The sequence below is a fragment of the Streptomyces sp. NPDC054794 genome (assembly GCF_053611585.1).
Window position 1 is genome coordinate 1 of record NZ_JBSHAQ010000102.1, and the last position, 15,973, is coordinate 15,973.

Sequence of the window (15,973 nt, forward strand, 5' to 3'; positions counted from 1 at the left end):
GGCGCGCCTGTGACTCTAACCGGCGCGCGGGGCGCCCGGGAGGGCTGAGCACGGTCGGTTTCTCGACACAGGCTTCCAGCGCCCCGGAGGCGAACCGAGCCACAAAAAAAGGAAGAACGACATGACCACCGCCTTGGAGTCCCTGGAACCCGTGCTGTCGGTTCGGCAGGTCCTCGCCCTGGAACGGGTGCTGGCCGGGGAGCCCGAGGTGGTGGCCGGGGCCGGGCAGTTGGACCGGCCGGTGCGCTGGGTGCATGTCGCCGAGGCCGCCGACGTCGGCGTGATGCTCATCGGCGGCGAGATGGTGCTCACCACCGGGGTGCTGCTCGCCGGCGACGAGGTCAAGCAGGCCGAGTACATCCAGTCCCTGCACCGCGCGGAGGCCGCGGCCGTCGTCCTGGGCCTGGGCCGGGCGTTCCCCTCGCCGCCCGACGTGATGCGCCGGGCCGCCGACCGGTGCGGGCTGCCCCTGGTCGTCCTGCACCGGCCGTTCCCCTTCGCCGAGTTGACGGAGGAGGTCCAGTCCCGGCTGGTGCGGCGCAAGTTCGCCGCGGTCAGCCTGTCGGAGCAGGTGCGGACCGCGCTCACCGGCCTCATCACCGCGGGCGCCCCGCTGCAACGGCTGCTCGACGAGATCGCCCAGCACAGCGCCTGCCCCGTCGTCGTCACCAACCTCGCCCACCGCGTCCTGGCCACCGCGGGGGAGCGGTCCGCGGTGGACGACGTGCTGCGCGACTGGGAACGCATCGCCCGGCAGGCCGGCGGCAGCGAGGGCGACGGCTGGATCCGGGCCGAACTGAGCGGGCGCGGCGAGCGGTGGGGGTGGATCGTGTTGTGCGGCCACCGGGGCGACACGGCCACCGGTCGGCTGCTCGCCGACCGGGCCGCCGAGGCCCTCGTGCTGCACCGGATGCTCGGCGGCGGCTCCGCCCACACCTGGGAGGAGCAGTCCGCGCAGAGCCTGCTGACCGACCTGGTCTCCGGTGTCGTACCGGCCAGGCAACTGCTGCCCCGGGCGCGGGCGGCCGGGCTGCCGGTCAACCGGCGGACCTTCGTGCCGCTGGTCGTCCGGGACCGGGAGCCCGCCCAACTCGACCGCGTACTGCGCATGCTGGGGCTCCCGGGGCTCGTCGCCGAACTCGCCGACGGGGCCACCGCGGTGCTGCTCAGCCTCGCCCGGGACCAGGACGCGCCGGCCCTCACGGACCACTTCGCGACCCGGCTGCGCGCCGAGTCCGGGGTGGCCCGTACCGTCGTCGCCTCGGCCGGCCCCCGCATCTCCTGGGAAGACGTGCCCGCCGGGCTGCGCGAGGCCCAGCACGTCGCCGACGCCGTCGCCGACTCCTCGGCCGCCCTGGAGCTGCCGCCCGTCGTACGTCTCAGGGACGTCCATCTGCGCGGTCTGGTCCGGCTGTTGCGGGACGACCCGCATGTGCAGTCCTTCGCGGAGCGGGAGTTGGACGGGCTGCTGTGCACGGCCGACGAGGACCTGCTGTCCGTACTGCGCACCTTCCTCGCCACCGGCCGCAACAAGTCCCGCACCGCCCAGCTCCACCACGTCTCCCGGCCCGCGCTCTACCGCCGTCTCGAGGTCATACAGACGCGGCTGGGCGTCGATCTCGACGACTTCGAACAGGCCGCCTCGGTGCACATCGCTCTCCTCGCGCACGACGCGCAACAGCAGTGAAACAACGACCGACCTGGGAAAACGGCGGTGAAACATGGGCCCACGCGAACGTGACAGCGTGGCACGCCGCGCGCCCTCAGACGTGACACGCTGCCACTCAATCCGGTCCCGAGGACTTTCTAGGCTCACCGCACACCGAGCGACCGGAGGTCCCGATGAGCAGAGTGATCCGTGCCGCCCTCTTCCAGACCGCCTGGACCGGCGACAAGGAGTCGATGATCCAGGTCCACGAGCAGGCGGCCCGCGACGCGGCCGCGCAGGGCGCTCAAGTGCTGTGCTTCCAGGAGCTGTTCTACGGGCCGTACTTCTGCCAGGTCCAGGACAAGGCGTTCTACGAGTACGCCGAGGCGATTCCCGAGGGCCCGATCGTCCGCCGCTTCCAGGCGCTGGCCCGGGAACTGGGCCTCGTCATGATCCTGCCGATGTACGAGGAGGAACAGCCCGGCGTCCTCTACAACACCGCCGCCGTCCTCGACGCGGACGGCTCGTACCTCGGCAAGTACCGCAAGCACCACATTCCCCAAGTGCCGGGATTCTGGGAGAAGTTCTACTTCCGCCCCGGCAACGCGGGCTGGCCGGTGTTCGAGACGGCGGTCGGCAGGATCGGCGTGTACATCTGCTACGACCGGCACTTCCCCGAGGGCTGGCGCGCGCTGGGGCTCGCCGGCGCCGAGATCGTCTTCAACCCCTCGGCCACCTCGCGCGGCCTGTCCCGCTACCTGTGGCAGCTGGAGCAGCCGGCGGCGGCCGTGGCCAACGAGTACTTCGTCGGCGCGATCAACCGGGTCGGCGTGGAGGACCTGGGCGACAACGACTTCTACGGGACCTCGTACTTCGTGGACCCGGAGGCCCAGTTCGTCGGCGAGGTGGCCTCCGACAAGGAGACCGAACTCGTCGTCCGCGACCTGGACCTGGCCAAGCTGCGCGAGGTCCGCGACCGCTGGCAGTTCTTCCGCGACCGCCGCCCCGACGCGTACGGCCCGCTGACGGCTCCGTAGCAGCGAACGGCGCGCCCTGCGCCCGAGGGGCGCGGGGCGGCGCCGAACACGCGGCTCCTGCCGCGTGGGGGCGACCAGCCACGTCGGACCCGTACGTGACCACGAAGGAGAGGACCCCATGACCGGCCGCAAAGTGATCCGCGGCGGACTCGTCATCACCGCGTCCGACGAGATCCACGCAGACGTCCTGATCGAGGACGGCCGTATCGCCGCCCTCGCCGCCTCCGGCACCCCGGCCGCCGAGGCCTTCACTGCCGAGCAGATCATAGACGCCGCCGGGAAGTACGTGATCCCGGGCGGAGTCGACGCCCACACCCACATGGAGCTGCCGTTCGGCGGCACCTTCGCCTCCGACACCTTCGAGACCGGCACCCGCGCCGCCGCCTGGGGCGGCACGACCACGATCATCGACTTCGCCGTGCAGAGCGTCGGCCACACCCTGCGCGAGGGACTGGACGCCTGGCACGCCAAGGCCGAGGGCAACTGCGCCGTCGACTACGGCTTCCACATGATCGTCTCGGACGTGAACCAGGACACGCTCAAGGAGATGGACCTGCTCGTGGAGGAGGGCGTCACCTCCTTCAAGCAGTTCATGGCCTACCCCGGCGTCTTCTACAGCGACGACGGCCAGATCCTGCGCGCCATGCAGCGCTCCGCCGAGAACGGCGGCCTGATCATGATGCACGCGGAGAACGGCATCGCGATCGACGTCCTCGTCGAGCAGGCGCTGGCCCGGGGCGAGACCGACCCCCGCTACCACGGCGAGGTCCGCAAGGCCCTGCTGGAGGCCGAGGCCACCCATCGCGCGATCAGGCTCGCCCAGGTCGCGGGCGCCCCCCTGTACGTCGTGCACGTCTCGGCGATGGAGGCGGTGGCCGAGCTGGCCAGGGCGCGCGACGAGGGCCTGAACGTCTTCGGCGAGACCTGCCCGCAGTATCTGTTCCTGTCCACCGACAACCTCGCCGAACCGGACTTCGAGGGCTCGAAGTACGTGTGCAGCACGCCGCTGCGGCCCAAGGAGCACCAGGCCAAGCTCTGGCAGGGGCTGCGGACCAACGACCTCCAGGTCGTCTCCACCGACCACTGCCCCTTCTGCTTCGCGGGCCAGAAGGAACTCGGCCGCGGCGACTTCTCCAAGATCCCCAACGGCCTGCCCGGCGTCGAGAACCGGATGGACCTGCTGCACCAGGCCGTCGTCGACGGACACATCTCGCGCCGCCGCTGGATCGAGATCGCCTGCGCCACCCCGGCGCGGATGTTCGGCCTGTACCCGAAGAAGGGCACGATCACGCCGGGCGCCGACGCCGACGTCGTCATCTACGACCCGCACGCCGAGCAGGTCGTGTCCGCCGAGACGCACCACATGAACGTCGACTACTCGGCGTACGAGGGCAAGCGCCTCACCGGCCGCGTCGAGACCGTGCTCTCGCGCGGCGAACTCGTCATCACCGAGCGGGAGTACACCGGACACGCCGGCCACGGCGTCTACACCCCGCGCTCCACCTGTCAGTACCTCAACTAGGAGTCGCGCCCATGGACTTCGGACTCGTCCTGCAGACCGACCCGCCGGCCTCCCGCGTCGTCAGCCTGATGAAACGGGCCGAACACAACGGCTTCACCTACGGCTGGACCTTCGACTCCGCCGTGCTCTGGCAGGAGCCGTTCGTCATCTACAGCCAGATCCTCGCCAACACCGAGAAGCTCACGGTCGGCCCGATGGTCACCAACCCCGGCACCCGCACCTGGGAGGTCACCGCCTCCACCTTCGCCACCCTCAACGACATGTTCGGCAACCGCACCGTGTGCGGCATCGGCCGCGGCGACTCCGCGATGCGCGTGGCCGGCCGCAAGCCCAACACCCTGGCCCGCATCAGCGAGGCCATGAAGGTGATCCGGGCCCTGGGACGGGGCGAGTCGGCCGACCTCGGCGGCGGCACGGTCGTCAAGTTCCCGTGGATCAAGCCGGGCGCCGAACTCCCGGTCTGGATGGCCGCGTACGGCCCCAAGGCCCTGCAGATGACCGGCGAGGAGGCCGATGGCTTCATCCTCCAGCTCGCCGACCTCTACCTCACCGAGTACATGGTCAAGGCCGTGAAGGACGCGGCCGCCGCGGCGGGTCGCGACCCCTCCGAGGTGAAGATCTGCGTCGCCGCGCCCGCCTATGTCACCGAGGACGACTCGCCCGAGGCCCTCGGCCACGCGCGCGACCAGTGCCGGTGGTTCGGCGGAATGGTCGGCAACCACGTCGCGGACCTGGTCTCCAAGTACGGCGCGCACTCCGCCGCAGTCCCCGAGGAACTCACCGACTACATCAAGGCCCGGCAGGGATACGACTACTCCCACCACGGGCGCAGCGGAAACCCCGACACCGAGTTCGTGCCCGACGAGATCGTCGACCGGTTCTGTCTGATCGGACCGGCCGAGAAGCACATCGAGAAGCTCGGCGCCCTGCGCGAGCTGGGCGTCGACCAGTTCGCCGTCTACGACATGCACGACGCGCAGGAAGCCGTCATCGACGCGTACGGGACGACGGTCATCCCGGCCGTCAACGGCTGAACCACCCCTGAAGTGAACTCCCCCTTCCCACCGTCCGGGGAAGGGGGCACAGGACGCTCCCCATCGGTCTTCTTCGGGCCGCCCACGCCCCGAGGAGCGCACCCCCCATCGGCGAAACCCGCACGGCCTTTCCTCCCCGACCCACCTCATTGATTGGCCTGCCCATGACCGACACCGCTCCCACAGCCATACCGCCGACCTCCCAAGTCACCCGCGCCGACGGCCGGGTGGAGATCGCTCCTGGTTCGCCGCAGCCCAGCGGCCCGTACGCCAACGCGGACCTGCTCCCGGTCCCGGTCGAGAAGCGCACCTGGACCACGTACAACTTCTCGGCCCTGTGGGTCGGCATGGCCCACAACACGGCCTCCTGGACCCTGGCCTCCGGTCTCATCGCCGTCGGCATGGACTGGAAGCAGGCGGTGTTCACCATCGCCCTGGCCAACCTGATCGTGCTGGTCCCGATGCTGCTCACCGGGCACGCGGGACCGAAGTACGGCATCCCCTTCCCGGTCTTCGCCCGCGCCAGCTTCGGCGTGCGCGGCGCCAACCTGCCCGCCGTGGTGCGGGCGTTGGTGGCGTGCGGCTGGTTCGGCATCCAGACCTGGATCGGCGGCGAGGCCATCTACTTCCTCGCCGGGAAGCTCATCGGCGACAGCTGGACCGACGCCTCCAAGGTCGGCGGCTACGCCTGGACGATGTGGCTCTCCTTCGCGCTCTTCTGGGTCATCCAGGTCGCCATCATCTACCGGGGCATGGACACCATCCGCCGCTTCGAGAACTGGGCGGCGCCCTTCGTCCTCGTCGGCGCCTTCGTGATGCTGTGGTGGATGAGCGACAAGGCCGGAGGCCTCGGCCCGCTGTTCGACCAGCCGTCCAAGCTGGGCTGGGGAGGCGACTTCTGGAAGCTGTTCTGGCCCTCCCTCATGGGAATGATCGGCTTCTGGTCCACGCTCAGCCTGAACATCCCCGACTTCACCCGCTACGGCAGAAGCCAGAAGGCCCAGACGTGGGGCCAGGCCCTCGGCCTGCCGACCACGATGACCCTCTTCGCCTTCCTGTCCGTGCTGGTGACCTCCGGCTCGCAGGCGGTGTACGGCAAGCCGATCTGGGACCCGGTCCAACTGGCCGCCCAGACCGACAACGTGGTGGGCCTGCTGTACGCGCTGGTGACCGTGCTGGTGGCCACGCTCTCCGTGAACATCGCGGCCAACCTGGTCTCGCCGGCCTTCGACTTCTCCAACATCGCGCCCCGCAGGATCAGTTTCCGCACCGGCGCGCTGGCCACCTGCGTCCTCGGTGTGCTGATCTTCCCGTGGAAGCTGTACTCCGACCCGCAGGGCTACATCTTCACCTGGCTCGGCCTGGTCGGCGGCCTGCTCGGCACGGTCGCGGGCATCCTCATCGCCGACTACTGGATCCTGCGCCGCACCCGCCTCGACCTCGTCGACCTGTACCGCACGGGCGGCCGCTACTGGTACGAGGGCGGCTGGAACTGGCGGGCGGTCGTGGCCTTCGTGGCGGGCGGCGTGCTGGCTGTCGGCGGCGCCAGCTTCAAACCGCTGATCGACGGCAGGCCCATCCCGGCGCTGTCCTCCCTGGCCGACTACGGCTGGGCGGTGGGCCTCGGCACGTCCCTGGTGTTGTACCTGGCGCTGATGACGCTGACCGGGAGGAGGCCGGCCGTCGCCTGACGGGGGCCGGCCGCGGCACGGAGGACGGTCACCCGGTGTGGCCGTTCTCCAACGCCGCCACCGCGTCCTTCGCCGCCTTGATGGCGCCCTTGTTGATCACGTCCGAGTCGGGCGCCTTCTTCGTCTCGAAGTCGCTGCCGTTGAAGGTGACGATCACGAGCGCGTTGGAGGAACGGACGATCACCACGCCCTCGCGGGTCTGCTGCTTGTCCTCGGTGCTCAGGTTCACCACGGAGTAGCCGGAGTTGCCGACGCCGGGAACATCCCCTCCGCCGCTCTTGTCCGCGATGCGCGCCTTGTACTCCTTCTCGGCCGCCTGGTCCGAGGGGGTGATCTCGTAGGAGACGTCGAGCCAGCGGTAGTCGTACCCCTTGAGCGCGTTCCAGGAGCAGGTGCGGCGCAGCTTCGTGTCCGTCGAGGGGATCTCCTTGCCGGCCGTCTTGGCGCCGGGCACCAGTGACTTGACGGTCGTCCCCGTGACGCCCGCGCAGGGCGCCGGCGGCGCGGCGTACGTCTTCGTCACCGCCGTCGACGACGGTGCGGAGGCGGACTGGGAGGGCGTCTTCGGGGACGGCTCGTGCTCGGCGGTCGGAGTCGCGGAGAACGGGCCGGACGACATGGCCCAGCCGGCCGCGGCGAGCACGACGACCGGCGACAGGCGCGCGGTCAGGGTGAGCGGCAGAGGAAGATCACGCACGGCGCACTTCTCCGTGGGGGAGGGGGTGCGGAGGGAGTCCACACTGCGGACGGGACGCCAGTGTCACACGAGTCCCTGTGGGGCGGAAGTGTCAACTCGCTCCGTGCCCGCGCGGTGACGGTGGAGCGCCAACGGCGGGCTGTGTGTCCCTTTATGTCCGGTCTCCCGTCGGGGCCGCTCGGCGTTCGCCCGGATCCCGCAGCACCAGCGCGGTGCGGTGGGCGGCGATTTCGCGTACGGCCAGTCGCAACTGCCGTACGGCGCGTCGGGGTTCGTCCGCCCGCCGGCAGGCGGCGGCCAGGTTCCCGCAGCCCTGAACCGGGATCCCGCCCCGCCGCGCATCGGCGCACGGCCTTCGGGTACGTACGATCACGAGCCACCGCCGCGCAGCGAGGAGCCCCCGTGTTCACCACCCGGCCCACCCTCCAGGGCACCTTCGGCATGGTGTCCTCCACCCACTGGCTGGCCTCGCAGACGGCGATGGCCGTCCTGGAGGACGGCGGCAACGCCTATGACGCCGCGGTCGCGGGCGCGTTCGTGCTGCACGTCGTCGAGCCGCACCTGAACGGGCCGGCCGGCGAGGTGCCGATCCTGCTCGCCCCGGCGGGCGGCGAGGTGCGCGTGCTGTGCGGGCAGGGCGTGGCGCCGGCGGCGGCGACGGTCGCGCACTACCGGGGGCTCGGCCTGGACCTCGTCCCCGGCACCGGGCCCCTGGCGGCCGCGGTCCCGGGCGCCTTCGACGCCTGGATGCTGCTGCTGCGCGACCACGGCACGAAGTCCCTCCCCGACGTCCTGAAGTACGCCGTCGGATACGCCGAGCACGGCCACGCGCCCGTGGAGAACGTCGGCGCGACCGTGGAGAGCGTACGGAAGCTGTTCGAGACGGAGTGGACCTCGTCGGCGGAGGTGTACCTGCCCGGCGGGAAGCCGCCCCGGCCCGGCGTCCTGTTCCGCAACCCCGCGCTCGCCGCGACCTGGAAGCGGCTGCTCGCAGAGACCGAGGGCGCGCGGGACCGAGAGGCGCGGATCGAGGCCGCGCGCCAGGTGTGGCGCGCCGGCTTCGTCGCCGAGGCGCTGGTACGGCAGTCCGGGCGGCCCACCCTGGACACCAGCGGCGAACACCACACCGGCACGCTCACCGCCGCCGACCTGGCCGGCTGGTCCGCGACCTACGAGGCGCCCGCGACGTACGACTGGAACGGCTGGACCCTGTGCAAGGCCGGCCCCTGGAGCCAGGGCCCGGTCCTCCTCCAGCAGCTCGCGCTGCTCCCGCCCGAGCTGCCTCCGTACGGCTCCGCGGACTACGTCCACCTGCTGATCGAGGGCTGCAAGCTCGCCATGGCCGACCGCGAGGCCTGGTACGGCGACGCCGCCGAGGTGCCGCTCGCGGAACTGCTCTCGGACGCCTACAACGCCGGACGGCGAGGCCTCGTCGGTGCCACGGCGTCGTACGAGCTGCGGCCCGGCAGCCCCGGCGGACGCGCGCCCCGGCTGAGCGCGCACGCGCGCGTGCCGGCCGCCGACCCCGGCTTCGACCCGATGGGCGCCGGCGAGCCGACCGTCGCCCGGATGCCCGGCGAGCCGGAGGTCGACGCCGACGGCGCCACCCGGGGCGACACCTGTCACCTCGACGTCGTCGACCGCTGGGGCAACATGATCGCGGCCACGCCCAGCGGCGGCTGGCTCCAGTCCAACCCCGTCGTGCCCGAGCTCGGCTTCCCCCTCGGCACCCGGCTCCAGATGGCCTGGCTGGAGGAGGGCCTGCCCAATTCCCTCACCCCGGGGCGCCGCCCCCGCACCACCCTGACCCCGTCGATCGCGCTGCGCGACGGGACCCCGGTCCTGGCGTTCGGGACGCCCGGCGGGGACCAGCAGGACCAGTGGCAGCTGCACTTCCTCCTGGCCCTCGCGCTGCGCCCCCCGGTCCGCGGCGGGCTCGACCTCCAGGGCGCTGTCGACGCGCCGAACTGGCACAACGACAGCTTCCCCGGCTCCTTCCACCCGCGCGGGTGGCGGCCCGGCAGCGTCACCGTCGAGTCCCGCGTCGCCCCCGAGGTCGTCGCGGAGCTGCGGCGGCGCGGCCACGACGTCACGGTCGGCCACGGCTGGTCCGAGGGGCGGCTGTGCGCGGTGGCCCGCGACCCGGGGACGGGCATCCTGTCGGCCGCGGCGAACCCGCGCGGCATGCAGGGATACGCGGTCGGCCGCTGACCCTGCCGGACGATCACCGGCGCCGGTTGTTCGCCCGGATTCCACCTTTCGTACACCCCGCGGGCGTGGGTTGTCAGTGGGGCGTGCTCTCATGGGGTGCGTGATGGACTACATGGAAACCACCGACGAGTTTCTCGCTCGACACGCATCCGACGTGGTGGAAGCGGTGCACAAGGCCGCCGCCACCGAAATCCTGCCCCGCTTCCGCCGGCTCGCCGAGGACGAGGTCGACCAGAAGAGCGGCCCGCACGACCTGGTGACGGACGCCGACCGCCTCGCGGAGAAATTCCTCACCGAGGCGCTCGTCGCTCTGCTGCCCGGCTCCGTCGTGGTCGGCGAGGAAGCGGTGCACGCCGACCCGGCCACCTACGAGGCCATACAGGGCGACGCGCCGGTGTGGATCGTCGACCCGGTCGACGGCACCCGGCAGTTCGTGCACGGCGACCCCGGCTTCTGCACGCTGGTCGCGCTCGCCCACCGTGGCGTCCTGCTGGCCTCCTGGACGTACGCGCCGGTCCTCGACCAGCTCGCCACGGCCGTACGGGGCCAGGGCGCCTTCCTGGGCGGCGAGCGGCTCCTCGCGGGCCCGCCCGCCCCCGGCCGGGACCTGGTCGTGGCCACCTCCCACCCGGACTACACGACCGACGAGCAAAAGCGCGCGCTCCTCGGCCTGCGCACCGACGGCATTGCCCCGCGCCCCTGCGGCTCGGCCGGCCTGGAGTACCTCGCCGTCGCCCGCGGCGCGCTGGACGCCACCGTGTTCTCCTGGGAAGCCGCCTGGGACCACGCGGCGGGCCTCCTGCTCGTAGAGGAGGCCGGCGGCGCCCACCTGACCCTCACCGGCGAACCCTTCCGCGTCACCGGCGGCAACGCCCTGCCGTTCACGGCGGCACGGGACGCGGCCACGGCGCGCCGCGTGCACGAACTCCTGCGCGCGGCGGGCTGATTCGGGGCCGGTCCGCCCCCTGAATCCCCCCGCGCCGCCTGAGCTGTCGTACCCCCGGCATATCCTGAACCCGAGTGGCCATCGGCTGACGAAGGGGTCCGAAGGTGCCGTCGATGCTCGATGCGGTCGTGGTGGGAGCGGGGCCGAACGGGCTGACGGCTGCCGTGGAGCTGGCCCGGCGGGGGTTCTCCGTGGCCCTTTTCGAGGCCCGGGACGCGATCGGCGGGGGAGCGCGCACCGAAGAGCTCACCCTGCCCGGCTTCCGGCACGACCCGTGCTCCGCCGCGCACCCCCTCGGTATCAACTCACCCGCGTTCCGCGCGATGCCCCTCGACCGGTACGGCCTTCAGTGGGTGCACCCCGAGCTGCCCATGGCCCACCCGTTCCCGGACGGCACCGCCGCGGTGCTGTCCCGGTCCGTGGCCGAGACGGCCGCCTCGTTCGGGCCGCGCGACGCGGGCGCGTACCGCAGGCTGGTCGAGCCGTACCTCCCCAAGTGGGACAGCCTGGTCCGGGACTTCATGTCCCTGCCGCTCACCTCGCTCCCGCGCGACCCGGTCACCCTCGCCCGCTTCGGCCTGGCCGGGTTGCCGCCCTCCACCTGGCTCATGCGCCGCTTCCGCGACGAACGGGCCCGGACCCTCTTCGCGGGCCTGGTGGGCCACGTCATGGCCCCCCTCGGCGGCTTCGCCACCAGTGCGATCGGCCTTGTCTTCGCCCTGTGCGCGCACGCCCGAGGCTGGCCCCTCGCCCGCGGCGGCTCCCAGTCGATCTCCGACGCCCTCGCCGCCTACCTCAAGGACCTCGACGGCGCCGTCCACACCGACTACGAGGTCAAGCGCCTGGACGACCTGCCCCCCGCGCGCGCGTACGTCTTCGACACCTCGCCCACCGCCCTGTCCCGCATCGCCGGTTTCGGCAGCTACTACGCGGGCTACCGGTACGGCCCGGGCGTCTTCAAGGTCGACTACGCGCTGGACGGCCCGGTCCCCTGGACCGCCCCCCAGGCGCGCACCGCCGGCACCGTGCAGATCGGCGCCGACAGTGCGGAGATCGGCACCGCCCTGCGCGCCGTGTCCCGCGAGGGCCGCGCCCCCGACCGGCCCTTCATGATCACCGTGCAGCCGAGCGTCGCCGATCCCACCCGGGCGCCCGAGGGCAAGCAGGTCTTCTGGGCGTACGGCCATGTGCCCAGCGGCTGGACCGGCGACCTCACGGACGTCCTGGAGCGCCAACTGGAGCGCTTCGCCCCGGGGTTCCGTGACCGCGTGCTCGCCCGCGCCACCGCGGGCCCGCCCGAACTCGCCACCCGCAACGCCAACTACGTGGGCGGCGACATCGGATCCGGCGCGGTGTCCGGCCTGCAGATCCTGCTGCGGCCCAAACTGTCGCTGTTCCCGTACCACACCCCGCACCCGGCGGTCTTCATCTGCTCCTCGGCCACACCGCCGGGCCCCGGTGTGCACGGCATGTCGGGCCACAACGCGGCGAAGGCGGTCTGGCGGAGGCTGCGCGAGCAGCGGTAGCGCCCCCGCCACGCCGCCCGGCGCCCCCGGCCGAAATCACCCGGCTCCGGGACAACCCGGCTGGTATAGAGGCGGCCATGACCACCATCACGCTCGTGCAGGGCGACATCACCCGGCAGACCGTCGACGCCATCGTCAACGCGGCGAACTCCTCGCTGCTCGGCGGCGGAGGCGTCGACGGCGCGATCCACCGGCGCGGTGGCCCCGCCGTCCTTGCGGAGTGCCGCGCGCTGCGCGCCTCCCGGTACGGCAAGGGCCTGCCCACGGGCCAGGCGGTCGCCACGACCGCGGGCGAGCTGGACGCGTCCTGGGTGATCCACACGGTGGGTCCCGTCTGGTCGTCCACCGAGGACCGCTCGGAGCTGCTGGCCTCCTGCTACCGGGAGTCACTCAGGGTCGCCGACGAACTCGGCGCCCGTACGGTCGCGTTCCCGGCGATCTCCACCGGCATCTACGGCTGGCCGATGGACGACGGCGCCCGGATCGCGGTGGCGACGGTGCGCGCCGCGGACACGGCCGTCGAGGAGGTCAGGTTCGTGCTCTTCGACGAGCCGGCGTACCAGGCGTTCGCCGGTCAGGTCGGCTGACAGGGGTCGTCACGTCGCGCCTTTGACATGGAAACCGATCGGTTTACGATGGAGGAAACCGATCGGTTTCTCGTGTCTGGAGACTGTCATGACCGCGATCAAGGGTTCCGTCGTCCTCGTCACCGGCGGCAGCCGGGGCATCGGAAAGTCGCTGGTGGAGGAGGCCTACACGCGCGGCGCGGAGAAGGTGTACGCCACGGCCCGCGACCCCCGTACCGTCCCCCACCCGGACGCCGTCCCGCTGCCCCTGGAGGTCGGCGACCCCGCGTCCGTGGCGGCGCTCGCCGAGACGGCCCAGGACGTCACCGTCCTGATCAACAACGCCGGTATCGCGACCGGCGCCCGCTTCCTGACCTCCCCGCTCGACGACATCCGGCGCGAGTTCGAGATCAACTACTACGGCCCGCTCCTGGTGGCCCGCGCCTTCGTGCCGGTCATCGAGCGCAACGGCGGCGGCCACATCCTCAACGTCCACTCGGCCCTGTCCTGGCTCGCGGACGGCAGCAGCTACAGCTCCACCAAGGCCGCGCTGTGGTCCCAGACCAACAGCCTCCGCCTGGAGCTGCAGCCGCGCGGCATCGGTGTCACCGGGCTGCACATGGCGTACGTCGACACCGACATGACGGCGGGCATCGAGGGGCCCAAGGCGAACGCCCACGACATCGCGGCGGCCGCCCTGGAGGGCATCGAGACGGGCGCCCACGAGGTGCTGGGCGACGACATCACGCGCTGGGTCAAGAGCGCGCTGTCCGGGGACGTGGCCGAGATGTACCAGCAGCTCGCGCAGTGACGCCCGGCCCTCGTGGCCGGCGCCGGCGGCGCGCATGACATCATCGGCCGGGGCCCGGACGGCCCGAGACTGAGGAGCACGATGAACCCGGGTCCCACGGCCCCGACCGCGCCGGTCACCTCCCTGCTGGACGACTTCTCCCTGGAGATGACCGGCAAGGACGTACCGAAGCTCGAAGAGGCCCACGCCACGATCCCGCGGGGCACCCGCATCAACGTCACCTTCCTCGGCAACGAGGACCTGGCGACGCGGCTGGACGCCGCCCGCGCGGTCAAGCGCCTGGGCTTCGTCCCCGTCCCGCACATCTCGGCCCGCCGCCTCCCCTCCCACGACGACCTCGAACGGTTCCTGGCCGCCCTGGCGGCCGACGGCACCGCCGAGAACGTGTTCGTCGTGGGCGGCGACCCCGCCCGCCCCGAGGGCCCCTACGGGGACGCCCTGGCCGTCCTGCGCACCGGGCTGCTCCAGCGCTACGGCGTCCGCCACGTCGGCATCAGCGGCTACCCGGAGGGCCACCCCGCCATCACCGAGCGGTCCCTGTGGTCCGCCCTCACCGACAAGCACACCGTCCTCGGCACCGAGCGGCTCGCGGGCGACGTCATCACCCAGTTCGGCTTCGACGTCGACCCGGTGCTCACCTGGGTCGAGGCGGTGCGCTCCCGGGGCGTGGACCTGCCCATCCGGATCGGTGTGCCCGGACCCGCCGGCGTGCGCCGCCTGCTGGGCCACGCGGCCCGCTTCGGCGTCGGCACCAGCGCCTCCATCGCCCGCAAGTACGGGTTCTCCCTGACCAACCTCATGGGCACGGCCGGCCCCGACCGCTTCCTGCACGCGCTGGCTGGTGAGTACGACCCGCGCCGCCACGGCGACCTGAAGGTGCACTTCTACACCTTCGGCGGGCTGCGGGCCACGTCGGAGTGGATCGCCCGGTACCGGACGGACGACCGACCCGCCGCAGCGTGACCGTCCGCCGACCGGCCGTGGCCGCTCGTAGCCGATCGTTGCCGGTCGTGTCCGACCGGGTACGGACAGGTCGCGGTCGACCGTCCCTGTGTCATATGCACGCAAAGCTCCCGGCTCCCGGCCTTGCGCAGTTCATGTCATGACCCCTATAACCGTCCCTACAGGCATCGGTGGGGATGGCCGGAATGGGCAGTTGCCGCCGACCAGGGGGGATCCTCAGCTCCGCCGGGCTCGGCACCAGCAGACCGCAGACCCACGGAGACCCGACGACATGACCGACCACGCCTTTCGCGATGCCATGACCCGCCTCGCCGTCGACCCGGCCTTCAGAGCCGAGCTCGACGGTGACACCGACGAGGTGGCCCGAAGACTCGGCCTCACGCCCGCGCAGGTGGCCGAACTGCGTTCCCTGCGCGTCGAGTCCGGTACGGACGGGGGACCGGCCGCACTCGACGCACGACTGTCCAAATCGTCCCTGTTCTTCGGGAGCGCGGCCCATTCGCTCGCGCACCACGACGTGCCGGTCGACCACGTGTCCGGCGACCACCTGCCCGCGGACCACGCCGGCGTCGACCACGCGAGCGTCGACCACGCGAGCGTCGACCACGGGGCGGAGCTGCCCGGTCCCGCCGGCGCCGGCCACGAGGGCGCCCTCGGCCTCGGCGCGCCGTCGACGGACGCCCAGAGCCTGTTGGGCGGCGAGCTGATCCAGTCGCCGGGTGAGGTGGGCGGCGGCCTCGGCGAGTTCGGCGGCGGCTTCGGTGACTTCGGCGGGTTCGGGGACCACACCGGCGGTGCGGAGGGCGGCTTCGGTGGCGGTGCCGAGGGTGGCTTCGGTGGTGAGGACGGTGGTTTCGGCGGCACCGAGGGCGGCTTCGGCGGCGCGGACGGTGGCTTCGGTGACGGCGGGGGCGCCGGTGGCTTCGGCGACGGCGGTTTCGGTTCCGGGGGCGACTTCGGCGGCGGCCTCGGTGGGCACGGCGGCGGTGACGGTTCCTTCGGCGGCGGTCACGGCGGCGGCTTCGGCGGATTCGGGGGTGGCGCCGACGGCGGCGGCGACGCCGGTCACTTCGGACACGGCGGCATCTTCGACCGTGACGAGGGAGACGGCCACGGTGGCGGCGGCGAGGGCGGCGGCTCCGGTGGCGGCGGTGAAGGCGGCAGCGGCGAGAACGGTGACCGTCCCTCCGGTGGCAGCGGCCACGGTGGCGGTGACGGTGGCGGCTCCGGTGGTGGCGGTGAAGGCGGCGGTAGCGGTGAGAACGGTGACCGTCCTTCCGGTGGCGGAGCTGAAGGAGGCGGAGACGGTGGAGGAGAGGGT

At 72.1% G+C, this 15,973-nt stretch carries 13 protein-coding genes; 11 read left to right on the forward strand and 2 right to left on the reverse strand.

Annotated features, from left to right (window positions below; translation table 11 throughout):
* Window positions 1-121 precede the first annotated feature (121 nt).
* The 5 genes from ACWGKT_RS46915 to ACWGKT_RS46935 all read left to right on the forward strand — a co-directional run bounded on the left by ACWGKT_RS46915 (window position 122) and on the right by ACWGKT_RS46935 (window position 6,932).
* The gene (locus ACWGKT_RS46915) at window positions 122-1,687 is read left to right on the forward strand and encodes a PucR family transcriptional regulator (RefSeq protein WP_453278576.1); all 1,566 of its coding nucleotides are present in this window, start codon (window positions 122-124) and stop codon (window positions 1,685-1,687) included.
* A 155-nt stretch (window positions 1,688-1,842) separates the two neighbouring features.
* Window positions 1,843-2,685, forward strand: coding sequence for a nitrilase-related carbon-nitrogen hydrolase (locus tag ACWGKT_RS46920; RefSeq protein ID WP_356146373.1), 843 nt, complete (start codon window positions 1,843-1,845; stop codon window positions 2,683-2,685).
* A gap of 118 nt (window positions 2,686-2,803) precedes the next feature.
* Window positions 2,804-4,207, forward strand: coding sequence for a dihydropyrimidinase (gene hydA / locus ACWGKT_RS46925; RefSeq protein WP_453278577.1), 1,404 nt, complete (start codon window positions 2,804-2,806; stop codon window positions 4,205-4,207).
* An 11-nt stretch (window positions 4,208-4,218) separates the two neighbouring features.
* Window positions 4,219-5,241, forward strand: a complete 1,023-nt coding sequence (locus tag ACWGKT_RS46930) for a TIGR03842 family LLM class F420-dependent oxidoreductase (RefSeq protein WP_453278578.1) — start codon at window positions 4,219-4,221, stop codon at window positions 5,239-5,241.
* 164 nt (window positions 5,242-5,405) lie between these two features.
* Window positions 5,406-6,932, forward strand: coding sequence for an NCS1 family nucleobase:cation symporter-1 (locus tag ACWGKT_RS46935; RefSeq protein WP_453278579.1), 1,527 nt, complete (start codon window positions 5,406-5,408; stop codon window positions 6,930-6,932).
* Window positions 6,933-6,960: 28 nt separating this feature from the next.
* On the opposite strand, the gene ACWGKT_RS46940 is transcribed toward ACWGKT_RS46935, so the two are convergent.
* A complete protein-coding gene (locus tag ACWGKT_RS46940) occupies window positions 6,961-7,629 on the reverse strand; it encodes a hypothetical protein (protein WP_453278580.1) in 669 nt (222 codons plus the stop codon).
* 402 nt (window positions 7,630-8,031) lie between these two features.
* Between ACWGKT_RS46940 and ACWGKT_RS46945 the strand changes: the two genes are divergently transcribed.
* The 6 genes from ACWGKT_RS46945 (at window position 8,032) to ACWGKT_RS46970 (ending at window position 14,652) form a co-directional block, all read left to right on the forward strand.
* Complete coding sequence (locus ACWGKT_RS46945) at window positions 8,032-9,840, forward strand: gamma-glutamyltransferase family protein (RefSeq protein WP_453278581.1); 1,809 nt, start codon at window positions 8,032-8,034, stop codon at window positions 9,838-9,840.
* 103 nt (window positions 9,841-9,943) lie between these two features.
* Window positions 9,944-10,786 (forward strand): inositol monophosphatase family protein, encoded by an 843-nt coding sequence (locus ACWGKT_RS46950; RefSeq protein ID WP_453278582.1) that lies wholly within the window; start codon window positions 9,944-9,946, stop codon window positions 10,784-10,786.
* A 113-nt stretch (window positions 10,787-10,899) separates the two neighbouring features.
* Window positions 10,900-12,312, forward strand: coding sequence for a phytoene desaturase family protein (locus ACWGKT_RS46955; protein WP_453278583.1), 1,413 nt, complete (start codon window positions 10,900-10,902; stop codon window positions 12,310-12,312).
* A gap of 77 nt (window positions 12,313-12,389) precedes the next feature.
* Window positions 12,390-12,899, forward strand: a complete 510-nt coding sequence (locus tag ACWGKT_RS46960; RefSeq protein ID WP_453278584.1) for an O-acetyl-ADP-ribose deacetylase — start codon at window positions 12,390-12,392, stop codon at window positions 12,897-12,899.
* 88 nt (window positions 12,900-12,987) lie between these two features.
* Window positions 12,988-13,689: an SDR family oxidoreductase gene (locus ACWGKT_RS46965; protein WP_453278585.1), complete on the forward strand. Its 702-nt coding sequence runs from the start codon at window positions 12,988-12,990 to the stop codon at window positions 13,687-13,689.
* Between the two features lie 81 nt (window positions 13,690-13,770).
* Window positions 13,771-14,652, forward strand: a complete 882-nt coding sequence (locus tag ACWGKT_RS46970) for a methylenetetrahydrofolate reductase (RefSeq protein WP_453278586.1) — start codon at window positions 13,771-13,773, stop codon at window positions 14,650-14,652.
* Window positions 14,653-14,743: 91 nt separating this feature from the next.
* On the opposite strand, the gene ACWGKT_RS46975 is transcribed toward ACWGKT_RS46970, so the two are convergent.
* Window positions 14,744-15,973, reverse strand: a 1,230-nt coding sequence (locus tag ACWGKT_RS46975) for a hypothetical protein (protein WP_453278587.1), incomplete at its 5' end; no start/stop codon positions are given.

Excerpts from the sequence above, each read along its gene's own strand:
- ACWGKT_RS46970 (WP_453278586.1), top strand. The coding sequence starts at position 13,771 with ATGAACCCGGGTCCCACGGCCCCGACCGCGCCGGTCACCTCCCTGCTG.
- ACWGKT_RS46965 (WP_453278585.1), top strand. The coding sequence starts at position 12,988 with ATGACCGCGATCAAGGGTTCCGTCGTCCTCGTCACCGGCGGCAGCCGG.
- ACWGKT_RS46960 (WP_453278584.1), top strand. The coding sequence starts at position 12,390 with ATGACCACCATCACGCTCGTGCAGGGCGACATCACCCGGCAGACCGTC.
- ACWGKT_RS46920 (WP_356146373.1), top strand. The coding sequence starts at position 1,843 with ATGAGCAGAGTGATCCGTGCCGCCCTCTTCCAGACCGCCTGGACCGGC.
- ACWGKT_RS46950 (WP_453278582.1), top strand. The coding sequence starts at position 9,944 with ATGGACTACATGGAAACCACCGACGAGTTTCTCGCTCGACACGCATCC.
- ACWGKT_RS46955 (WP_453278583.1), top strand. The coding sequence starts at position 10,900 with ATGCTCGATGCGGTCGTGGTGGGAGCGGGGCCGAACGGGCTGACGGCT.
- ACWGKT_RS46930 (WP_453278578.1), top strand. The coding sequence starts at position 4,219 with ATGGACTTCGGACTCGTCCTGCAGACCGACCCGCCGGCCTCCCGCGTC.
- ACWGKT_RS46915 (WP_453278576.1), top strand. The coding sequence starts at position 122 with ATGACCACCGCCTTGGAGTCCCTGGAACCCGTGCTGTCGGTTCGGCAG.
- ACWGKT_RS46935 (WP_453278579.1), top strand. The coding sequence starts at position 5,406 with ATGACCGACACCGCTCCCACAGCCATACCGCCGACCTCCCAAGTCACC.
- hydA (WP_453278577.1), top strand. The coding sequence starts at position 2,804 with ATGACCGGCCGCAAAGTGATCCGCGGCGGACTCGTCATCACCGCGTCC.